The sequence below is a fragment of the Porphyrobacter sp. YT40 genome (genome assembly GCF_006542605.1).
GTDB lineage: Bacteria > Pseudomonadota > Alphaproteobacteria > Sphingomonadales > Sphingomonadaceae > Erythrobacter.
Genome location: NZ_CP041222.1, coordinates 666516 through 680955, shown reverse-complemented (window position 1 = coordinate 680955; position 14440 = coordinate 666516). Strand labels below are relative to the sequence as shown.

The window sequence follows — 14440 nt, the reverse complement described above, 5'->3', positions numbered from 1 at the left end:
TGCGAGCTATTTTCGGTCATGCGGCCTGTCTTTCTGCGGGAAATCGCCCGATCAATTCGCGCGCGAGTGCCATATAGGCGCGGCTGCCGGTGCAATGCTGGTCGTAGATCAACGCCGGGAGTCCGTGACTCGGCGCTTCGGAGAGACGGACGTTGCGCGGGATCACCGTCTCGAACACCAGCTTGCCGAGGCAATCGCGCACATCGTCCGAGACCTGATCGGTCAGGCGGTTGCGGCGGTCGAACATGGTCAGCGCCACGCCGATGATCCCGAGATCGGGATTGAAGCGCTGCTGCACCTGATCGACCGTCTGGAGCAGCTGGCTAAGGCCCTCCAGCGCGAAGAACTCGCATTGCAGCGGCACCAGCAGCGTATCGGCGGCGCACAGCGCGTTCAGCGTCAACAGGCCCAGCGAGGGCGGGCAGTCGATGAAGCAGATGTCGTGGCCCTTGTGGTTCGCCAGCGCCGTGTCGAGCCGGTGCGTGCGCCCTTCGACCGCAACCAGCTCCACCTCGGCCCCGGACAGATCGACCGTCGCCGGAACCAGATCGAGCCGCGGGATGCTGGTGGGCACGATCGCGCTGTCGAGCGGCACTTCGTCGACCAGCAGATCATAGCTCGAAACCTCGCGCGCGGCGGCATGAACGCCGAGCCCGGTCGAGGCGTTGCCCTGCGGATCGAGGTCGATCAGCAGCGTCCGCCATCCGGTCGCCGCCATCGCCGTGGCGATGTTGATCGCGGTGGTGGTCTTGCCCACCCCGCCCTTCTGATTGGCAATCGCGATCGTCAGCATGGAAGAATCCTGTCCTGTTCGCGCCGATCCGCGCTGAAATCCGCGTCAGGCCTTCACAATGATTCCCGCGTCGGGATCGGTCAAGGAATGTTTCACGTGAAACATTGCCCGAATCGAAGGCTTGAGCGTCTCCAACTCCTGCGCCGCCGAACGCCCCTTGGGCAACACATAGGCGGTCTGCCTTGTGGAGAAGGGTGCGGATAGTTCGAGAAGCTTGGGGAGCGGCGCGAAGGCGCGTGCCGAAATGGCGCGGGCGGCGAAGGGCGTGACCCGTTCGAGCCGCTGGCCTTCGACCCGGCATTTCGGAAGATCCAGCGCGGCGATCGCGGTGTTGAGGAACTCCACACGCCGCGCCCGCGACTCCACCAGCACCACCGGCATATTCGGGCAGAGCGCCGCGATCACCAGCCCCGGAAAGCCCGGCCCGCTGCCGAGATCGAGCCACGGCCCGCCCGCATTGGGCCCCAATGTTTCACGTGAAACATTTTCGAGCAGCTGCGCCGAATCGGCGATGTGGCGTTGCCACAGGTGGGGCTCGGTGGCCTTGGCGATCAGGTTCTGGCGCTGGTTTTCTTCGAGCACCAGCGCGGCGAAGCGTTCGATCCGCGCCATTCCCTCGGCATCGGTAAGCCCAGCGACATAGGCGCGGGCGTCTTCCTCGGTGGTGATCATGCCGCGAGCCTGCGCCGCGCGTGAACCAGCAATGCCGAGAGCGCCGCCGGCGTCACGCCGGGTACCCGCCCCGCCGCCGCAAGGGTTCCGGGCGCGGCCTTGGTCAGGCGTTCGACCATCTCGTTCGAGAGACCCGGAACCTCGCCATAAGGGAAATCCGCCGGCAGCGGCAGCGCCTCGCTCGCGCGCAGATCACGCAACTCGGCATCCTGCCGCGCGAGGTAAGGCGCATAGGCGGCATCCTCCGCCATTTCCTCGGCGAGCAACGGGTCGAGCGCGGTCGCCTCTGCCAGCCAGGGGGCCAGCGCTTCGGGCGTTACGCCGTCATAGCGGAGCCACTCGGCGATGGTTTTCTCACCATGGTCGCGGCGGATGGGAAGGCCGAGATCGGCCAGTTCGCGGGCATGAACCCTCTCCGAATGTTTCACGTGAAACATTTCGCGCATCTCCTCGCGCCGTTCCCACCACTTCCGACGTTCCTCGCCAATGCACCCGGCTTCCATGCCAAGCCCCGTCAACCGGGTGACGGCATTGTTGGCGCGCAGGCGCAACCGGTATTCGGCGCGGGCGGTGAGCATCCGATAGGGCTCGGACACGCCCTGCAAAGTGAGGTCATCGACCATCACCGCGATATAGGAATTGGCCCGGTCGAGCGCCGGGGCCGCCTTGCCCAGCGCCGCCGCGGCGGCCTCAAGCCCGGCAACCAGGCCCTGCGCGGCGGCTTCCTCATAGCCGGTCGTCCCGTTGATCTGCCCCGCGCAATAGAGGCCGGGGATCGCGCGCACCTGCAAATCCGGTGTCAGCGCGCGCGGATCGATATGGTCATATTCCACCGCATAGCCCGGCTGCACAATGGTGACGCGCTCACACCCCGGCATGGTGCGCACGACCGTCTCCTGCACATCGACCGGCAGCGAGGTGCTGATGCCGTTGGGATAGACCATGTGCGTGTCCAGCCCCTCGGGCTCGAGGAACACCTGATGCCCCTCACGGTCGCCGAAACGGTGAATCTTGTCCTCGATCGAGGGGCAGTAGCGCGGCCCAGCCGCCGCAATCGCGCCCGAAAACAGCGGTGAGCGATGGAGATTGGCGCGAATTGCGTCATGCCCGGCCTGCGTGGTGCGGGTGATGGCGCAGAAGACCTGCGGGTTGATGCGTGCCGGCGTGAGCGGCGACATGGTCCAGGTCTCGCCGTCGGAGGGTTGCTCCTCCAGCACCGCCCAGTTGATCGTGCGCCCGTCGAGACGCGGCGGGGTGCCGGTCTTCAGCCGCGCCATCGGCAGATCGGCCCCGCGCAGCTGCTGCGCAAGACGCTTGGCGGCATTCTCGCCGATGCGGCCGCCTTCGAAACGCTCCTCACCGCGGAACAGCACGCCGCCGAGGAAGGTGCCGGTGCACAGGATCACGCGCGACGCGTGAAGCACGGTGCCGTCCGCCAGCTCCAGCCCGGCCACCGCCCCGCCCTTCAGCACCAGTGCTGCGGCTTCGCCCTGCACCAGCGTCAGGTTCTCCTGCGCGGCGACCATCGCCTGCACCGCCGCCTTGAAGCGCACCCGGTCGGCCTGCACGCGCGGGCCCCAGACGGCGCTGCCCTTCGAGCGGTTGAGCATCCGGTAATGGATCGCGCCCGCATCCGCCGCGCGGCCGATCACCCCGTCGAGCGCATCGACCTCGCGCACCAGATGGCCCTTGCCGAGGCCGCCGATCGCCGGATTGCAGCTCATCGCGCCGATGGCATCGAGGTCGAAACTCACCAGCCCGGTGCGCGCACCCATGCGGGCCGCCGCGCAGGCAGCCTCCACCCCGGCGTGACCGCCGCCGATGACGAGGACATCGAAGGAATGCATGGCGGGCAGATAGGCTTTGGCGCGGGGATCGTCAAAGCGGATTTGCGGAGCAGATGCGTCGCCAATGTTTCACGTGAAACATTCGCAGCGAATTACCCCGAATGTTTCACGTGAAACATTGGAGGCGGTTTCACTTGCCGATGCAGAAGCGTCCGAACAGCGTGTCGAGCATATCCTCGGTCGTTGCCCGCCCAATCTGCCGGTCGAAGGCGAGGCGCGCGCGGCGCAGTTCCTCGGCGACCAGCAGCGGATCGGATAGCCCCTGCGCAGCCACCAGCGCCTCGGCGGCTTCGGACAGGCGCGCGTGCTGGCGGGCATTGAGCGCTGCTTCGCCCGGCTTGGGCAGCGCATCGCGAGCGGCTTCCACTAGCGCGGTCTTGAGCGGTGCGACACCCTCACCCGTCGCAGCCGAGAGGGTGAATCGCGCCGCAGCCTTGGGCGCAAAGTCCTGCAGATCCGCCTGCGCCGCGATTTCCCAGGCGCCCTCGGGCCCCTCCCCCTCGGGCCCCAGCCACAGCACCAGATCGGCGCGCGCCAGCTCCGCCTCGGCGCGGGCAATGCCGATGGCCTCGATCGCGTCCTCCCCGGGAGCACGCAGACCCGCGGTATCGACGAAGGTGAACGGCACCCCTGCAATAGCCACCGGCCGTTCGATCACATCGCGCGTCGTCCCGGCAATCGGCGAGGTGATCGCCGCCTCGCTCTCCACCAGCGCGTTGAACAGCGTTGATTTTCCCGCATTGGGTGGCCCGGCAAGCACCACCCGATACCCCTCCCCCAACCGCTCCGACCGCGGGCGCGCGAGCCATTCGTGCAATTCGCTCGCCAGCGCGGCAATGTTCCACGTGAAACATTCGTGGAGATCGGCGCTATCCTCCTCGTCAGAGAAATCGAGCACGCCTTCGACCTCCGCCGACAGGCCCAATACCCGTTCGCGCCAGCCCTCGACCTGCCGCGACAGCGCGCCGCCGAGATTGGCGAGCGCCGCCGCCCGCTGCAATTCGGTCTCGGCGGAGAGCAGATCGCCCAGCCCCTCCGCCTCGGCCAGGTCGATGCGACCATTGGCGAAAGCGCGGCGGGTGAATTCGCCCGGCTCGGCGCGGCGCGTGTCGGGAAGCGCGGCGAGCGCCCCCTCCACCGCCGCGATCACCGCCCGCCCCCCGTGACAGTGAAACTCGGCGAGATCCTCCCCCGTCGCGGTGTTCGGCCCGGGAAACCACAGCGCCAGCGCCTCATCCAGCAGCGCGCCATCCGCCCCCCGCAACCTTGCGAGCGAGGCGCGGCGCGGCGTCGGCACCCTTCCCGCCAGCGCCTCCAGCGCCACGCGCGCTTGCGGCCCCGACACCCGGATCACGCCCACGCCAGCGGGCGGCGCGCCGCTCGACAGCGCGAAGATGGTCGCACCCGTGCTCATGCGATCAGTCGGAGCTCTTTGCTCCGCCGCCAGACGCCGCCTTCATCCCGCCTTCGACAAAGCTCTGGAACAGCTTCAGCCCGACTTGCCCCATCGGTGCCAGCGCCTGCGCATATTCCGCCATCTGCGCGGGGTTTGAGACGCCCTTCATCGCCTTGGTGATATTCTCGACATAGACCGAGTTGGCGGCGCTCACATCGGGCAGGCCGAGGAAGCTGCGCGCTTCTTCGGGGGTGCAATCGACTTCGATGGTGATCTTCATCAGCACGTCTCCTCTTCTCACCATTTGCGCTTGGCAGGCGGGCAAGGCAAGCGATAGACCACTGGCACGCCCCTACCCCCCAAGTTTCAGGAGAGACCCCCATGGCCCTCAACACCACCATCGCAACGCTGGCAGGCGACGCGCAGTTCGGCGCCTATGTCGCCCGGCCCGAAGGCACGCCGCGCGCGGCGATCCTCGTCATTCAAGAGATTTTCGGGGTGAACCCCGGCATCCACCAGAAGTGCGACAAGTTCGCCGCCGAGGGCTATCTCGCAGTCGCGCCCGACCTGTTCTGGCGGCTCCAGCCCGAAGTCAGCCTCGATCCCGATGTCGAGAGCGAGTTCCAGACCGCGCTCGACCTGATGGGCAAGTTCGATCAGGACGCCGGCATCCGCGATATCGAGGCGACCATCCACCACATCCGCCGCGAGCTGGGCGTCGCCAAGGTCGGCTGCGTCGGATACTGCCTCGGCGGGCGGCTCGCCTACATGACCGCGGCGCGCACCGATATCGACGCTTCGGTCGGCTATTACGGCGTAGGCATCGATGGCTTGCTGGGCGAAAAGCACGCCATCGCGCATCCGTTGATGCTGCACATCCCCACCGCGGACGGATTTGTTTCACGTGAAACACAGGCCGCGATGCACGAAGGGCTGGACGATCACCCCAAGGTGACGCTGCACGACTACGAGGGCCTCGACCACGGCTTCGCCACCGAACACGGCAAGCGCCGCGACGAGGACGCCGCCAACCTCGCCGACGGGCGGACGGCGGCGTTCTTTGCCGAGCATCTCGGGTGAGACAGCTTGCCACGGCCTTCCTCGCGCTGGCGCTGGTGTCGGCCTGCGCCAGCGCGCAGGTCGCGCCGCCGGAACCATACCTGACTGCGGGTGAGACGATCGAGAGCCAGCTCGCCGCCGATTTCAATGGCGATGGCAATCCCGATATCGCCTATGTGGCGGTCAAGGAGGGCAGCCGCACGCTGCGGGTCGAGTTCCGGTATGTCGGCTCCGACTTCGTTCAGACAGGTGTCCAAGAGCTCGCACTTGATCCCTACCCTCTCACCGATGCGCAATTGACGGTGACGGACAGCGACAAGGGCGCGGTGCTGGTGTTCGAGGAAGTCACCGGCGGCACCACCGCAGTCGCGTCCACCCACCGCTTCCGCTGGGACACCCAAATGGATAGAATGCGGCTGATCGGCCTCGATGCGACGCTCTACAGCCGCACCTTCGCGCATGATGGCCGGGAGGCGAGCTGGAACCTGCTGACCGGCGATCTCGTGACACTCACGCTGAAGCTCAACGCCGGGGCGGGTGACCATGCCTACGATTCGGTCGGCGAAACGAAGACCAGAAAACGCAGTCCCCCGATAAGCCTCGAAAATTCGCCCAGCGGGGACGATCTACTCTCGTGGCCGGGCGCGGAATGAGGGAGGGAATGATGCGAAACGCACACGCCGGGCTGGCCAGGTGGCACGCCTATATGGAGGGCGGCAGCGACCCTGCCCTCCTCGCCGATCTGCTGGCCGATGATGCGGTGTTCCACTCGCCGGTGGTGCATACGCCCCAAGTGGGCAAGCCGATCGTGATGGCCTATCTCGTCGCCGCCAGCCATACGCTCGGCAATGAAAGCTTCCGCTATGTCCGCGAACTGGTGGACGGCGACGAGATGATGCTGGAATTCGTCACCGAGATGGACGGCATCACCGTCAACGGGGTCGATATCATCCGCTTCGACGAGGCAGGAAAGATCAGCGATTTCAAGGTGATGGTGCGACCCTTGAAGGCGATCAACAAGGTCTGGGAGATGATGGCAGCGCAGCTTCAGGCGGCGAAGGGCTGATCGTCTCGGAGCCGACGAAGGCCTCGACGAAGAAATCGCTGACCGCACCGCCGATCGTCTGAGGCAGGGAGCCCCCGGCCTTCTCGGTCATCTGCTGCACCGCCTTGCAGATGTCGTGATCGTCGAAATAGCGCATCGGCCAGCCGGCAAAGGTCGCCTCGTCAATCGAGCGTTCGTCGATCACCGTGACCGCACAATGGCGCGGATCGCGGCGGATCGCCTCGAACGTCGCCACCAGTTTCCAGGTTTCGCCTTCGAGCACCTGCAACAGCTCGCTCCCGGCGCGCATCAGCACGCCCGAAAGCCCGCGCGCCTCGTTGCTCGCCCGGGCATGATAGAGCAGCCGGAACAGCTCGGCCCGGTCGAGTTCCGGCGTGGCTGTGCTGCGGTAAATGATCCTGCGCACCGTGGTCCCCTCGGTCCTGTGACAACGCGGCAGCATAGGCCCGCGATGCCTGACAGAGCCTCCCGGACGCTTAGGGATATTGCCCTATGTCACAGGGCGAGCGCGCGCTGCAATGAACGCGAGCCGATCGGCCACAGAAGCAAGCGGCAGGTCCACCACGCTGTAGCCGTAGCGCCGCCAGGCAGCGCTCACGGCCCTGTCACTGGCGACGGCCTCGGCAAAATCCTGAATGCGTTCGGCATCCTGGCGGTAGATCGCGGGCCAGGCGGGGGCGCGGAAGATCGGCCCATCGTAGCGCAATGTGCGACAGGCGCTCTCCACCGCCTCGGGAATCGGGAGGTTCGCCATCTCGAGGAAGCCGACCACATCGGGGAAGCCGCGATCGAACAGCACCGGGCCCGGGTGATCGGCGAAGCGGCGATATTCGGCAAGGTGGCCCTCCAGCATCGTCAGCGCAAAGCCCAGCGGGTCATTTTCGCGCAGAGCCATGCCGCCGGGCTGCTGCAACAGCGCGCGGGCGACCTCGGGCGAGGTTGCCATGCCGGACGCTGCGGCCGCTTCCAGCAAGGCGGTTTTCCCGGCCCCCGGCGCACCCGTCAGGACGAGGTGCCGCACGCCGCCGGGCTCCTAGTTCAGCACAGCGAAGTTGACGATCATCTTGCGCACTTCGGGGTCGAGCGCCTCGGGCAGGTCGCGTTCGAGCATGTCGCGGCGGGTTTCGATGCTTTCGGCAATCAGCACGCGCTTCATCGCCCAGTTCGGGCAGGCGCGCGCAGTGATGCTGCGCCGGTCGATTACCGAGACGCCCGAATGGCGCGGATCGGCGGCGATGGTCTGCATCAGTTCGGAAACCTCGCCCTCGTCGCCCTCGAGCAGCTGGAGAAAGTTGCGGCCGTTGAACAGCAGCAGACCGGTGATGCCCCGCTGGGGGTTGTTGCGCGCGCTGGTGGCGAGGATCGCGTCGACATCCTCGCGCGGCAGGGTCGGCGCGGTGCTGATGTAGAGATACTGGCTAAGCACGTAATCCCGTCCCTCTTGCCTGTCCGGCGCGGGCCAATCCCGAAGCCCGCGCGAACAGGGTATGCTATTGATTCATCGTGGCAAAGAAGTCTTCGTTGGTCTTGGAATCCTTCATCTTGTCGAGCAGGAATTCCATCGCATCTACGGTGCCCATCTGCATCAGGATGCGGCGCAGCACCCACATCTTGCTGAGATTGTCCTTCTGGACCAGCAATTCTTCCTTGCGGGTGCCGGACTTGCCGACATCGAGCGCCGGGAAGATGCGCTTGTCGGAGACCTTGCGGTCGAGCACGATTTCGCTGTTGCCGGTGCCCTTGAACTCTTCGAAGATCACTTCGTCCATGCGGCTGCCGGTGTCGATCAGTGCGGTGGCGATGATCGAGAGGCTGCCGCCTTCCTCGATATTGCGCGCCGCACCGAAGAAGCGCTTGGGCCGCTGGAGCGCATTGGCGTCCACACCACCGGTCAGCACCTTGCCCGAGGACGGGACAACGGTGTTGTAGGCGCGGCCGAGGCGGGTGATGGAGTCGAGCAGGATCACCACGTCATGCTTGTGTTCGACCAGGCGCTTGGCCTTTTCGATCACCATTTCCGCAACCTGCACGTGGCGGTTGGCGGGTTCGTCGAAGGTCGAGGAGATCACCTCGCCCTTCACCGAACGCTGCATGTCGGTGACTTCCTCGGGGCGTTCGTCGACCAGCAGGACGATCAGGAACACTTCCGGATGGTTGTCGGTGATCGCCTTGGCGATGTTCTGCAGCAGCACGGTCTTACCCGTGCGCGGCGGGGCGACGATCAGCGCGCGCTGGCCCTTGCCCTGCGGCGCGATGATGTCGATCACCCGCGCGCTCTTGTCCTTCACCGTCGGGTCGAGCGTGTCGAGGCTCAGCTTCTGGTCGGGATAGAGCGGGGTGAGGTTGTCGAAATTGGTGCGCAGGCGGACCGCGTCCGGATCGTCGAAATTGACCTTGGCGAGGCTGGTCAGCGCAAAATAGCGCTCGCCATCGCGCGGGGCGCGGATCTCGCCTTCGACCGTGTCGCCGGTGCGCAGGCCCCACTTCCTCACCTGGTTGGGCGAGACATAGATATCGTCCGGCCCGGCGAGGTAATTCGCCTCGGGGCTGCGCAGGAAGCCGAAGCCGTCCTGCAGCACCTCGATGGTGCCGATGCCCATGATCTTTTCTTCGTATTCCTCGTCCTCGGCCAGTTCGCGCAGGATGCTGAACAGCAGATCCTGCCGCCGCATGGTCGAGGCGCCCTCGACGCCGAGTTCTTCCGCCATCGCGACCAGTTCGGCCGGGGTCTTTCGCTTGAGGTCCTTGAGATGCATGTGTGTCGTTTCCGAAAGTTCAGATGAGTGGCCGGATGGTCAGTGCCTCTTGGGGAAAGAGGTGCCCCGGTTGGACGAGGGGCTGGGCTTGGAGAAAGCAGACCTGTCGGAGGGCATTGCGCCGCTCCGCTACCGGATAGGTGGGTTGGAAATAGGAGCGCGCAGAGGCGAGGTCAATCGGTGATTGCAGCCCCCCCCGCACGCCTCAGAACGGCTTGAGATAGACCAGCAGCACGATCACGATCAGCAGCAGGCCGGGCACTTCGCCGATCATCCGCAAGGTGCCCTCGGTCAGCGGACGCTCTCCCCGGGCCATTTTCTTGGTCTGGGCGACCAGCCAGCCGTGATAGCCGGTCAGCACCAGCACCAGCGTCAGCTTGGCGTGGAGCCAGCCGGAGCTGAACCACCCGCCGCCATAGGCCATCGTCAGCCCCAGCACCCAGACGATGATCAGCGCAGGCGTGAGGATGATTTTCCGCAGCTTGCCCATCCGGGTCGCCCACTTGGCCTCGCCTGCCGAGCCCGGTTGGTGGTCGAGCATGTAGATGCACTGGCGCGGCAGCATGAACAGCCCCGCCAGCCAGAACACCATGAAGATCACATGCCCCGACTTGAGGAACAGGTAGATATCCAGAAGCAGCGCTTTCATCTGTCTAACCTCTCAGCGCGGCGAGCAATTCCTCGACGTGCGAAATCGGGGTGAACTGCCCGATCCCGTGGCCGAGATTGAAAACGTGCGGGCGATCCTCGAAAGCATCAATGATGGTCCTCACCCGCGCCGCCAGCGCCGGACCGCCCGCTTCCAAGAGCAGCGGATCGAAATTACCCTGCACCGGCATTCCGGCAGGCAGGCTCTGATGCGCCCAGACCGGATCGAGCGTTTCGTCGAGGCCGACCGCGTCCACCCCCGTCTCGCGCGCATAGGCGGGCAGCTTCGCGCCCGCGCCCTTGGGAAAGCCGATCACCGGGGTATCGGGGTGGCTCTGCTTGAGCTGCGCGGTGATCGCGGCGTTGGGCGCAATCACCCACTTCTCGAACTGGTCGGGGGCAAGGCTTCCGGCCCAGCTGTCGAACAGCTGCACCGCTTCGGCGCCCGCATCGATCTGGCCGCGCAGATAGGTCACCGAGACATCCACGATCGCGTCGATGATCGCCTGCATCCGGCCTGCATCGCGATAGGCCAGCAGCCGCGCCGCGTGGTGATCCTTGGAGCCTTCGCCCGCGATCATGTAGGTCGCGACCGTCCAGGGGCTCCCCGCAAAGCCGAGCATCGTCACATTCTCGCCGATCATGGCGCGGGTGCGGCGCACGGTCTCGTAAACCGGCTCGAATCGCTCGACCGCGGGGGTGAAGCTGTCCAGCTCCACCTCGAGCAGCGTCGGCGAAAGATGCGGGCCTTCACCCGCCTGAAAGGTCAGCCCCTGCCCCATCGCGTGCGGCACGATCAGGATGTCGGAGAACAGGATCGCCCCATCGAACCCGAAGCGCCGGATCGGCTGCACGGTGATCTCGGCCGCGGCCTCGCTGTCGTAAACCAGTTCCAGAAACCCGCCCTTTTCGGCACGAAGTTCACGGTATTCAGGCAGATAGCGCCCCGCCTGCCGCATGAGCCAGACGGGAGCGACGTCCTGACGGACACCTTTGAGCGTATCGAGAAGCGGACCGGGCATAGGGTTCCTTAGAACAAAACAAATCAAATTATAAAAGGATTGATGGAGTCTGTTGGCCCTGTGGATAGCGGGAATTACCGGCGCTTGCCCGGTTACCCCCACGCATCCCGCGTGACTCATGCCCCCACCGAATCCGCATGGATTGGACGTCAAGCTGGCTTTATCCCCACTCTTCACAGCCTGTCGACCAAACTTGTCCCGTGTGGGCAAATACCCCGAGGAAAAGGCCGGCAGCGGGCATGAAAACCGCTCCCCAGCTTGTCCACCCCGCCCTCCCGTGGTTTATGCGCGTTTCTGTCCACAGGCGCGCCGGGTGATGAACCAGCTCAATCTCCACCTTGTATCTGATTCGACCGGCGAGACGCTGGAAATGATCGCAAAGGCGGCGCTGGCGCAGTTCGACAACCCGGCGGTGAACCGGCATTTCTGGCCGATGGTGCGCTCGCTCCAGCATCTCGACCGGATCGTACCCGATCTCGCCGCGCATCCGGGGCTGGTGTTCTACACGCTGGTGAATCCCGAAACGAGGAAGCGGCTGGAGGAGCATTGCCGCCATCTGGGCCTGCCTGCGGTGCCGGTGCTCGATCAGGTCACCGCCGCGCTGGAAGCCCAGCTCGGGCAGGAGGCGCATGGTCGCCCCGGCCGCCAGCACATGATGGACGAGAGCTACTTCAAGCGCGTCGATGCGATCCAGTACACCATCGCCCACGACGATGGCCTTGCGCACGAGGACTGGGAGGAGGCCGACATCGTGCTCGCGGGCGTCTCGCGTTCGTCCAAGACGCCGACGAGCATCTACCTTGCCAATCGCGGCTACAAGGTCGCCAATATTCCGCTGGTGGTGGAAAGCCCGCCGCCCAAGGCGCTGTTCGGGTTGCGCCACCCGCTGGTGGTGGGGCTGACGACGAGCCCCGAACGGCTGGTGCAGATCCGCCGCAACCGGCTGCTGTCGCTCAACGAGGCGACCGCCACCGACTATGTCGACAACGACCGGGTCAAGGAAGAGCTGCTGTTCGCGCGGCGGATGTTTGCCGATCACGGCTGGCCGGTGATCGACGTTACCCGCCGATCGATCGAGGAGACCGCCGCGGCGATCATCCGGCTGGCGCAGGAGCGCGACCGCAAACCGGCCAGCGAAGGCGGGGTGGGGAAGCCGATATGACTCTGATCCTCGCCAGCAAGAGCGCCTCGCGCCGGGCAATGCTCGATGCCGCGGGCGTGGCCTATCGCAGCATCCCCGCCGATATCGACGAACGCGCGGTCGAGGCCGGGCTGGAGGGCGCCGCGCCGTCCGAAGTCGCCGAAGCGCTCGCGGTCGCCAAGGCGGCGGCGGTGGCGGAGGGCAATCCGCAAGCGCTGGTGCTTGGCTCGGACTCGCTGGTGGTCTGCAATGGCCGCCGGTTCGACAAGCCCGCGAGCCGGGAGGAGGCAGGCGAACATCTGCGGTTCTTCTCGGGGCGGGTAATGGAACTCCACTCCGCCGCCGCGCTGGTGCGCGACTCTGGCTGCGAGTGGAGCCACGCCGCCCTCGCCCGGCTGCACGTGCGCGCATTGTCGGACGATTTCATCGAACATTACCTCGACCTCGAATGGCCGGAAATCGGCCACACCGTCGGCGCGTTTCGGATCGAGGGGCCGGGGGCGCAGCTGTTCGAGACAATCGAGGGCGACCAGTTCACCGTGCTCGGAATGCCGCTGCTCCCCCTGCTCGGCGCGCTGCGCGAGGAAGGGGTGCTGCTGGCATGACCCGTCCTTATGCTGAGGTGATCGGCGACCCCATCGCGCAGTCCAAGTCGCCGCTGATCCACGGCTTCTGGCTCGGGAAGCTCGGGATCGAGGCCGATTATCGCGCCTGCCATGTGCGGCCCGACGACTTCGCCGACTATCTCGCCAGCCGCCGCGAAGACCCGCTCTGGCGCGGGTGCAATGTCACCATGCCGCACAAGCAGGCGGTGATGCCGCTGCTGGGCCGGATCGATCCGCCCGCTGACAGCATCGGCGCGGTCAACACGATCCTGCCGCTGGGCGAGGGAGCGCTCGCCGGCACCAACACCGACGCGGCCGGGTTCCTCGAACCGCTCGGCGCGGATCTCGCCCGGACGCATTATTTCCGCATGGCGCGCATCCTCGGCACCGGGGGCGCGGCGCGCGCGATCATCGCCGCGCTGGCGGGGCACGGCTTCACGCTGGTGGTGGCGGGTCGCGATCCCGCCAAGGCGCGCGCGCTGCTCGATGAACTCGCCCCGCAAGGCGAGCACCACGCCATCGACCTCGCGCACTTCGCCGACCCCACCGACTTCGCCTTCGACGACCGCGAGGGGTGCTGCGATCTCGTCGTCAACGCCTCGAGCCTCGGGATGACCGGCCAGCCCCCCCTGCCCTTCGACTGGAGCCATGCTCCGCCGGGGAGCATCGCCTACGACATCGTCACCGCCCCGCGCGACACCGCCTTCCTGCAAGCCGCACGGGAGCGGGGCCACCGCACCATCGACGGGCTCGCCATGCTGATCGGCCAGGCCGCGGTCGCTTTCGAGAAATTCTTCGGCCAACCCGCCCCGCGCGAGCACGACGCCGAACTGCGCGCGATCCTCACTCAATGACCCGCCCAAAGATCATCGGTCTCACCGGCTCAATCGGCATGGGCAAATCCACCGTCGCAGCGATGTTTGCGGAAGAAGGAATCCCCGTGTTCGACGCCGATGCCGAGGTGCGCGCGATGCAGGGGCCGGGGGGCGAACTCCTCCCCGCAATCGAGGCCGCCTTCCCCGGATCGACCGGCCCCGAGGGGGTCGACCGCGACCGGCTGGGCCATCAGGTCTTTGCCGACACAGCCGCCCTCGCCCGGCTCGAAGCCATCGTGCATCCGGCGGTCGCCGCCAAGCGCGCCGCCTTCCTCGAAGCCAACGCCGACAAGCGCGCCGTGGTGTTCGACATTCCGCTGCTGCTCGAAAAGGGCGGGCACGAGGCGGTGGACATGATCGTCGTCGTCTCCGCCCCCGAGGACGTGCAGCGCGCCCGCGTGCTCGCCCGCCCCGGCATGACGCGCGAGAAATTCGAGCATATCTACGGCCTGCAACTCCACGATTCCGAAAAACGCGCGCGCGCCGATCACGTCATCGACACCGGCACCACGCTCGCAGAAACCCGCGCGCAGGTTGCCGCGCTGATTGCGTCACTTTGA

18 protein-coding genes are annotated in these 14440 nt (G+C 66.2%); 7 read left to right on the top strand and 11 right to left on the bottom strand.

All coding sequences use genetic code 11. From position 1 onward, the window contains the following. Positions 1-16 precede the first annotated feature (16 nt). From E2E27_RS03255 to E2E27_RS03235, 5 genes are all read right to left on the bottom strand, one after another. Positions 17-793, bottom strand: coding sequence for a ParA family protein (locus tag E2E27_RS03255; protein ID WP_141457668.1), 777 nt, complete (start codon positions 791-793; stop codon positions 17-19). Between the two features lie 45 nt (positions 794-838). Continuing rightward, the gene (rsmG, locus tag E2E27_RS03250; protein WP_141457667.1) at positions 839-1465 is read right to left on the bottom strand and encodes a 16S rRNA (guanine(527)-N(7))-methyltransferase RsmG; all 627 of its coding nucleotides are present in this window, start codon (positions 1463-1465) and stop codon (positions 839-841) included. Next, complete coding sequence (gene mnmG / locus E2E27_RS03245; protein WP_141457666.1) at positions 1462-3312, bottom strand: tRNA uridine-5-carboxymethylaminomethyl(34) synthesis enzyme MnmG; 1851 nt, start codon at positions 3310-3312, stop codon at positions 1462-1464. Before mnmG ends, rsmG begins: the two co-directional genes overlap by 4 nt. A 130-nt stretch (positions 3313-3442) precedes the next feature. Beyond that, entirely contained in the window at positions 3443-4726 is a 1284-nt protein-coding gene (gene mnmE, locus E2E27_RS03240) for a tRNA uridine-5-carboxymethylaminomethyl(34) synthesis GTPase MnmE (protein WP_141457665.1), read from the bottom strand. 4 nt (positions 4727-4730) lie between these two features. Then, positions 4731-4988: a DUF6489 family protein gene (locus E2E27_RS03235; RefSeq protein ID WP_141457664.1), complete on the bottom strand. Its 258-nt coding sequence runs from the start codon at positions 4986-4988 to the stop codon at positions 4731-4733. Positions 4989-5089: 101 nt separating this feature from the next. Between E2E27_RS03235 and E2E27_RS03230 the strand changes: the two genes are divergently transcribed. The 3 genes from E2E27_RS03230 to E2E27_RS03220 are packed head-to-tail and all read left to right on the top strand — an operon-like array spanning position 5090 to position 6833. Then, positions 5090-5788: a dienelactone hydrolase family protein gene (locus E2E27_RS03230; RefSeq protein WP_141457663.1), complete on the top strand. Its 699-nt coding sequence runs from the start codon at positions 5090-5092 to the stop codon at positions 5786-5788. Next, positions 5785-6420, top strand: a complete 636-nt coding sequence (locus E2E27_RS03225) for a hypothetical protein (protein WP_141457662.1) — start codon at positions 5785-5787, stop codon at positions 6418-6420. Before E2E27_RS03230 ends, E2E27_RS03225 begins: the two co-directional genes overlap by 4 nt. Before the next feature lie 11 nt (positions 6421-6431). Beyond that, positions 6432-6833, top strand: coding sequence for a nuclear transport factor 2 family protein (locus tag E2E27_RS03220; protein WP_502705547.1), 402 nt, complete (start codon positions 6432-6434; stop codon positions 6831-6833). Here E2E27_RS03220 and E2E27_RS03215 read toward each other — a convergent pair. The 6 genes from E2E27_RS03215 to hemE form a co-directional block, all read right to left on the bottom strand. After that, positions 6781-7239 (bottom strand): BLUF domain-containing protein, encoded by a 459-nt coding sequence (locus E2E27_RS03215; RefSeq protein ID WP_181443538.1) that lies wholly within the window; start codon positions 7237-7239, stop codon positions 6781-6783. The genes E2E27_RS03220 and E2E27_RS03215 overlap by 53 nt on opposite strands. Positions 7240-7323: 84 nt before the next feature. Further along, positions 7324-7854, bottom strand: a complete 531-nt coding sequence (locus E2E27_RS03210) for an AAA family ATPase (RefSeq protein WP_141457659.1) — start codon at positions 7852-7854, stop codon at positions 7324-7326. 12 nt (positions 7855-7866) lie between these two features. Further along, positions 7867-8259, bottom strand: a complete 393-nt coding sequence (locus E2E27_RS03205; RefSeq protein WP_181443537.1) for a BLUF domain-containing protein — start codon at positions 8257-8259, stop codon at positions 7867-7869. A 64-nt stretch (positions 8260-8323) separates the two neighbouring features. Then, positions 8324-9589, bottom strand: coding sequence for a transcription termination factor Rho (gene rho, locus E2E27_RS03200; protein WP_141457657.1), 1266 nt, complete (start codon positions 9587-9589; stop codon positions 8324-8326). Positions 9590-9794: 205 nt separating this feature from the next. Further along, positions 9795-10238 (bottom strand): CopD family protein, encoded by a 444-nt coding sequence (locus E2E27_RS03195; RefSeq protein WP_141457656.1) that lies wholly within the window; start codon positions 10236-10238, stop codon positions 9795-9797. A gap of 4 nt (positions 10239-10242) precedes the next feature. Beyond that, positions 10243-11259, bottom strand: a complete 1017-nt coding sequence (hemE, locus tag E2E27_RS03190) for a uroporphyrinogen decarboxylase (protein WP_141457655.1) — start codon at positions 11257-11259, stop codon at positions 10243-10245. 316 nt (positions 11260-11575) lie between these two features. Between hemE and E2E27_RS03185 the strand changes: the two genes are divergently transcribed. Genes E2E27_RS03185 through coaE form a run of 4 tightly spaced genes read left to right on the top strand, consistent with a single transcriptional unit; the run spans position 11576 to position 14440 of the window. Next, the gene (locus E2E27_RS03185; protein WP_141457654.1) at positions 11576-12421 is read left to right on the top strand and encodes a pyruvate, water dikinase regulatory protein; all 846 of its coding nucleotides are present in this window, start codon (positions 11576-11578) and stop codon (positions 12419-12421) included. Continuing rightward, complete coding sequence (locus tag E2E27_RS03180; protein WP_141457653.1) at positions 12418-13005, top strand: Maf family protein; 588 nt, start codon at positions 12418-12420, stop codon at positions 13003-13005. Before E2E27_RS03185 ends, E2E27_RS03180 begins: the two co-directional genes overlap by 4 nt. Next, the gene (gene aroE / locus E2E27_RS03175) at positions 13002-13859 is read left to right on the top strand and encodes a shikimate dehydrogenase (protein WP_141457652.1); all 858 of its coding nucleotides are present in this window, start codon (positions 13002-13004) and stop codon (positions 13857-13859) included. The genes E2E27_RS03180 and aroE overlap by 4 nt, the downstream gene beginning before the upstream one ends. Beyond that, positions 13856-14440 (top strand): dephospho-CoA kinase, encoded by a 585-nt coding sequence (coaE, locus tag E2E27_RS03170; RefSeq protein WP_141457651.1) that lies wholly within the window; start codon positions 13856-13858, stop codon positions 14438-14440. Before aroE ends, coaE begins: the two co-directional genes overlap by 4 nt.

Bases quoted from the DNA above. Each gene is read 5' to 3' on its own strand.
- E2E27_RS03255 (WP_141457668.1), bottom strand. From the start codon at position 793: ATGCTGACGATCGCGATTGCCAATCAGAAGGGCGGGGTGGGCAAGACC.
- rsmG (WP_141457667.1), bottom strand. From the start codon at position 1,465: ATGATCACCACCGAGGAAGACGCCCGCGCCTATGTCGCTGGGCTTACC.
- mnmG (WP_141457666.1), bottom strand. From the start codon at position 3,312: ATGCATTCCTTCGATGTCCTCGTCATCGGCGGCGGTCACGCCGGGGTG.
- mnmE (WP_141457665.1), bottom strand. From the start codon at position 4,726: ATGAGCACGGGTGCGACCATCTTCGCGCTGTCGAGCGGCGCGCCGCCC.
- E2E27_RS03235 (WP_141457664.1), bottom strand. From the start codon at position 4,988: ATGAAGATCACCATCGAAGTCGATTGCACCCCCGAAGAAGCGCGCAGC.
- E2E27_RS03230 (WP_141457663.1), top strand. From the start codon at position 5,090: ATGGCCCTCAACACCACCATCGCAACGCTGGCAGGCGACGCGCAGTTC.
- E2E27_RS03220 (WP_502705547.1), top strand. From the start codon at position 6,432: ATGCGAAACGCACACGCCGGGCTGGCCAGGTGGCACGCCTATATGGAG.
- rho (WP_141457657.1), bottom strand. From the start codon at position 9,589: ATGCATCTCAAGGACCTCAAGCGAAAGACCCCGGCCGAACTGGTCGCG.
- E2E27_RS03195 (WP_141457656.1), bottom strand. From the start codon at position 10,238: ATGAAAGCGCTGCTTCTGGATATCTACCTGTTCCTCAAGTCGGGGCAT.
- hemE (WP_141457655.1), bottom strand. From the start codon at position 11,259: ATGCCCGGTCCGCTTCTCGATACGCTCAAAGGTGTCCGTCAGGACGTC.
- E2E27_RS03185 (WP_141457654.1), top strand. From the start codon at position 11,576: ATGAACCAGCTCAATCTCCACCTTGTATCTGATTCGACCGGCGAGACG.
- E2E27_RS03180 (WP_141457653.1), top strand. From the start codon at position 12,418: ATGACTCTGATCCTCGCCAGCAAGAGCGCCTCGCGCCGGGCAATGCTC.
- aroE (WP_141457652.1), top strand. From the start codon at position 13,002: ATGACCCGTCCTTATGCTGAGGTGATCGGCGACCCCATCGCGCAGTCC.
- coaE (WP_141457651.1), top strand. From the start codon at position 13,856: ATGACCCGCCCAAAGATCATCGGTCTCACCGGCTCAATCGGCATGGGC.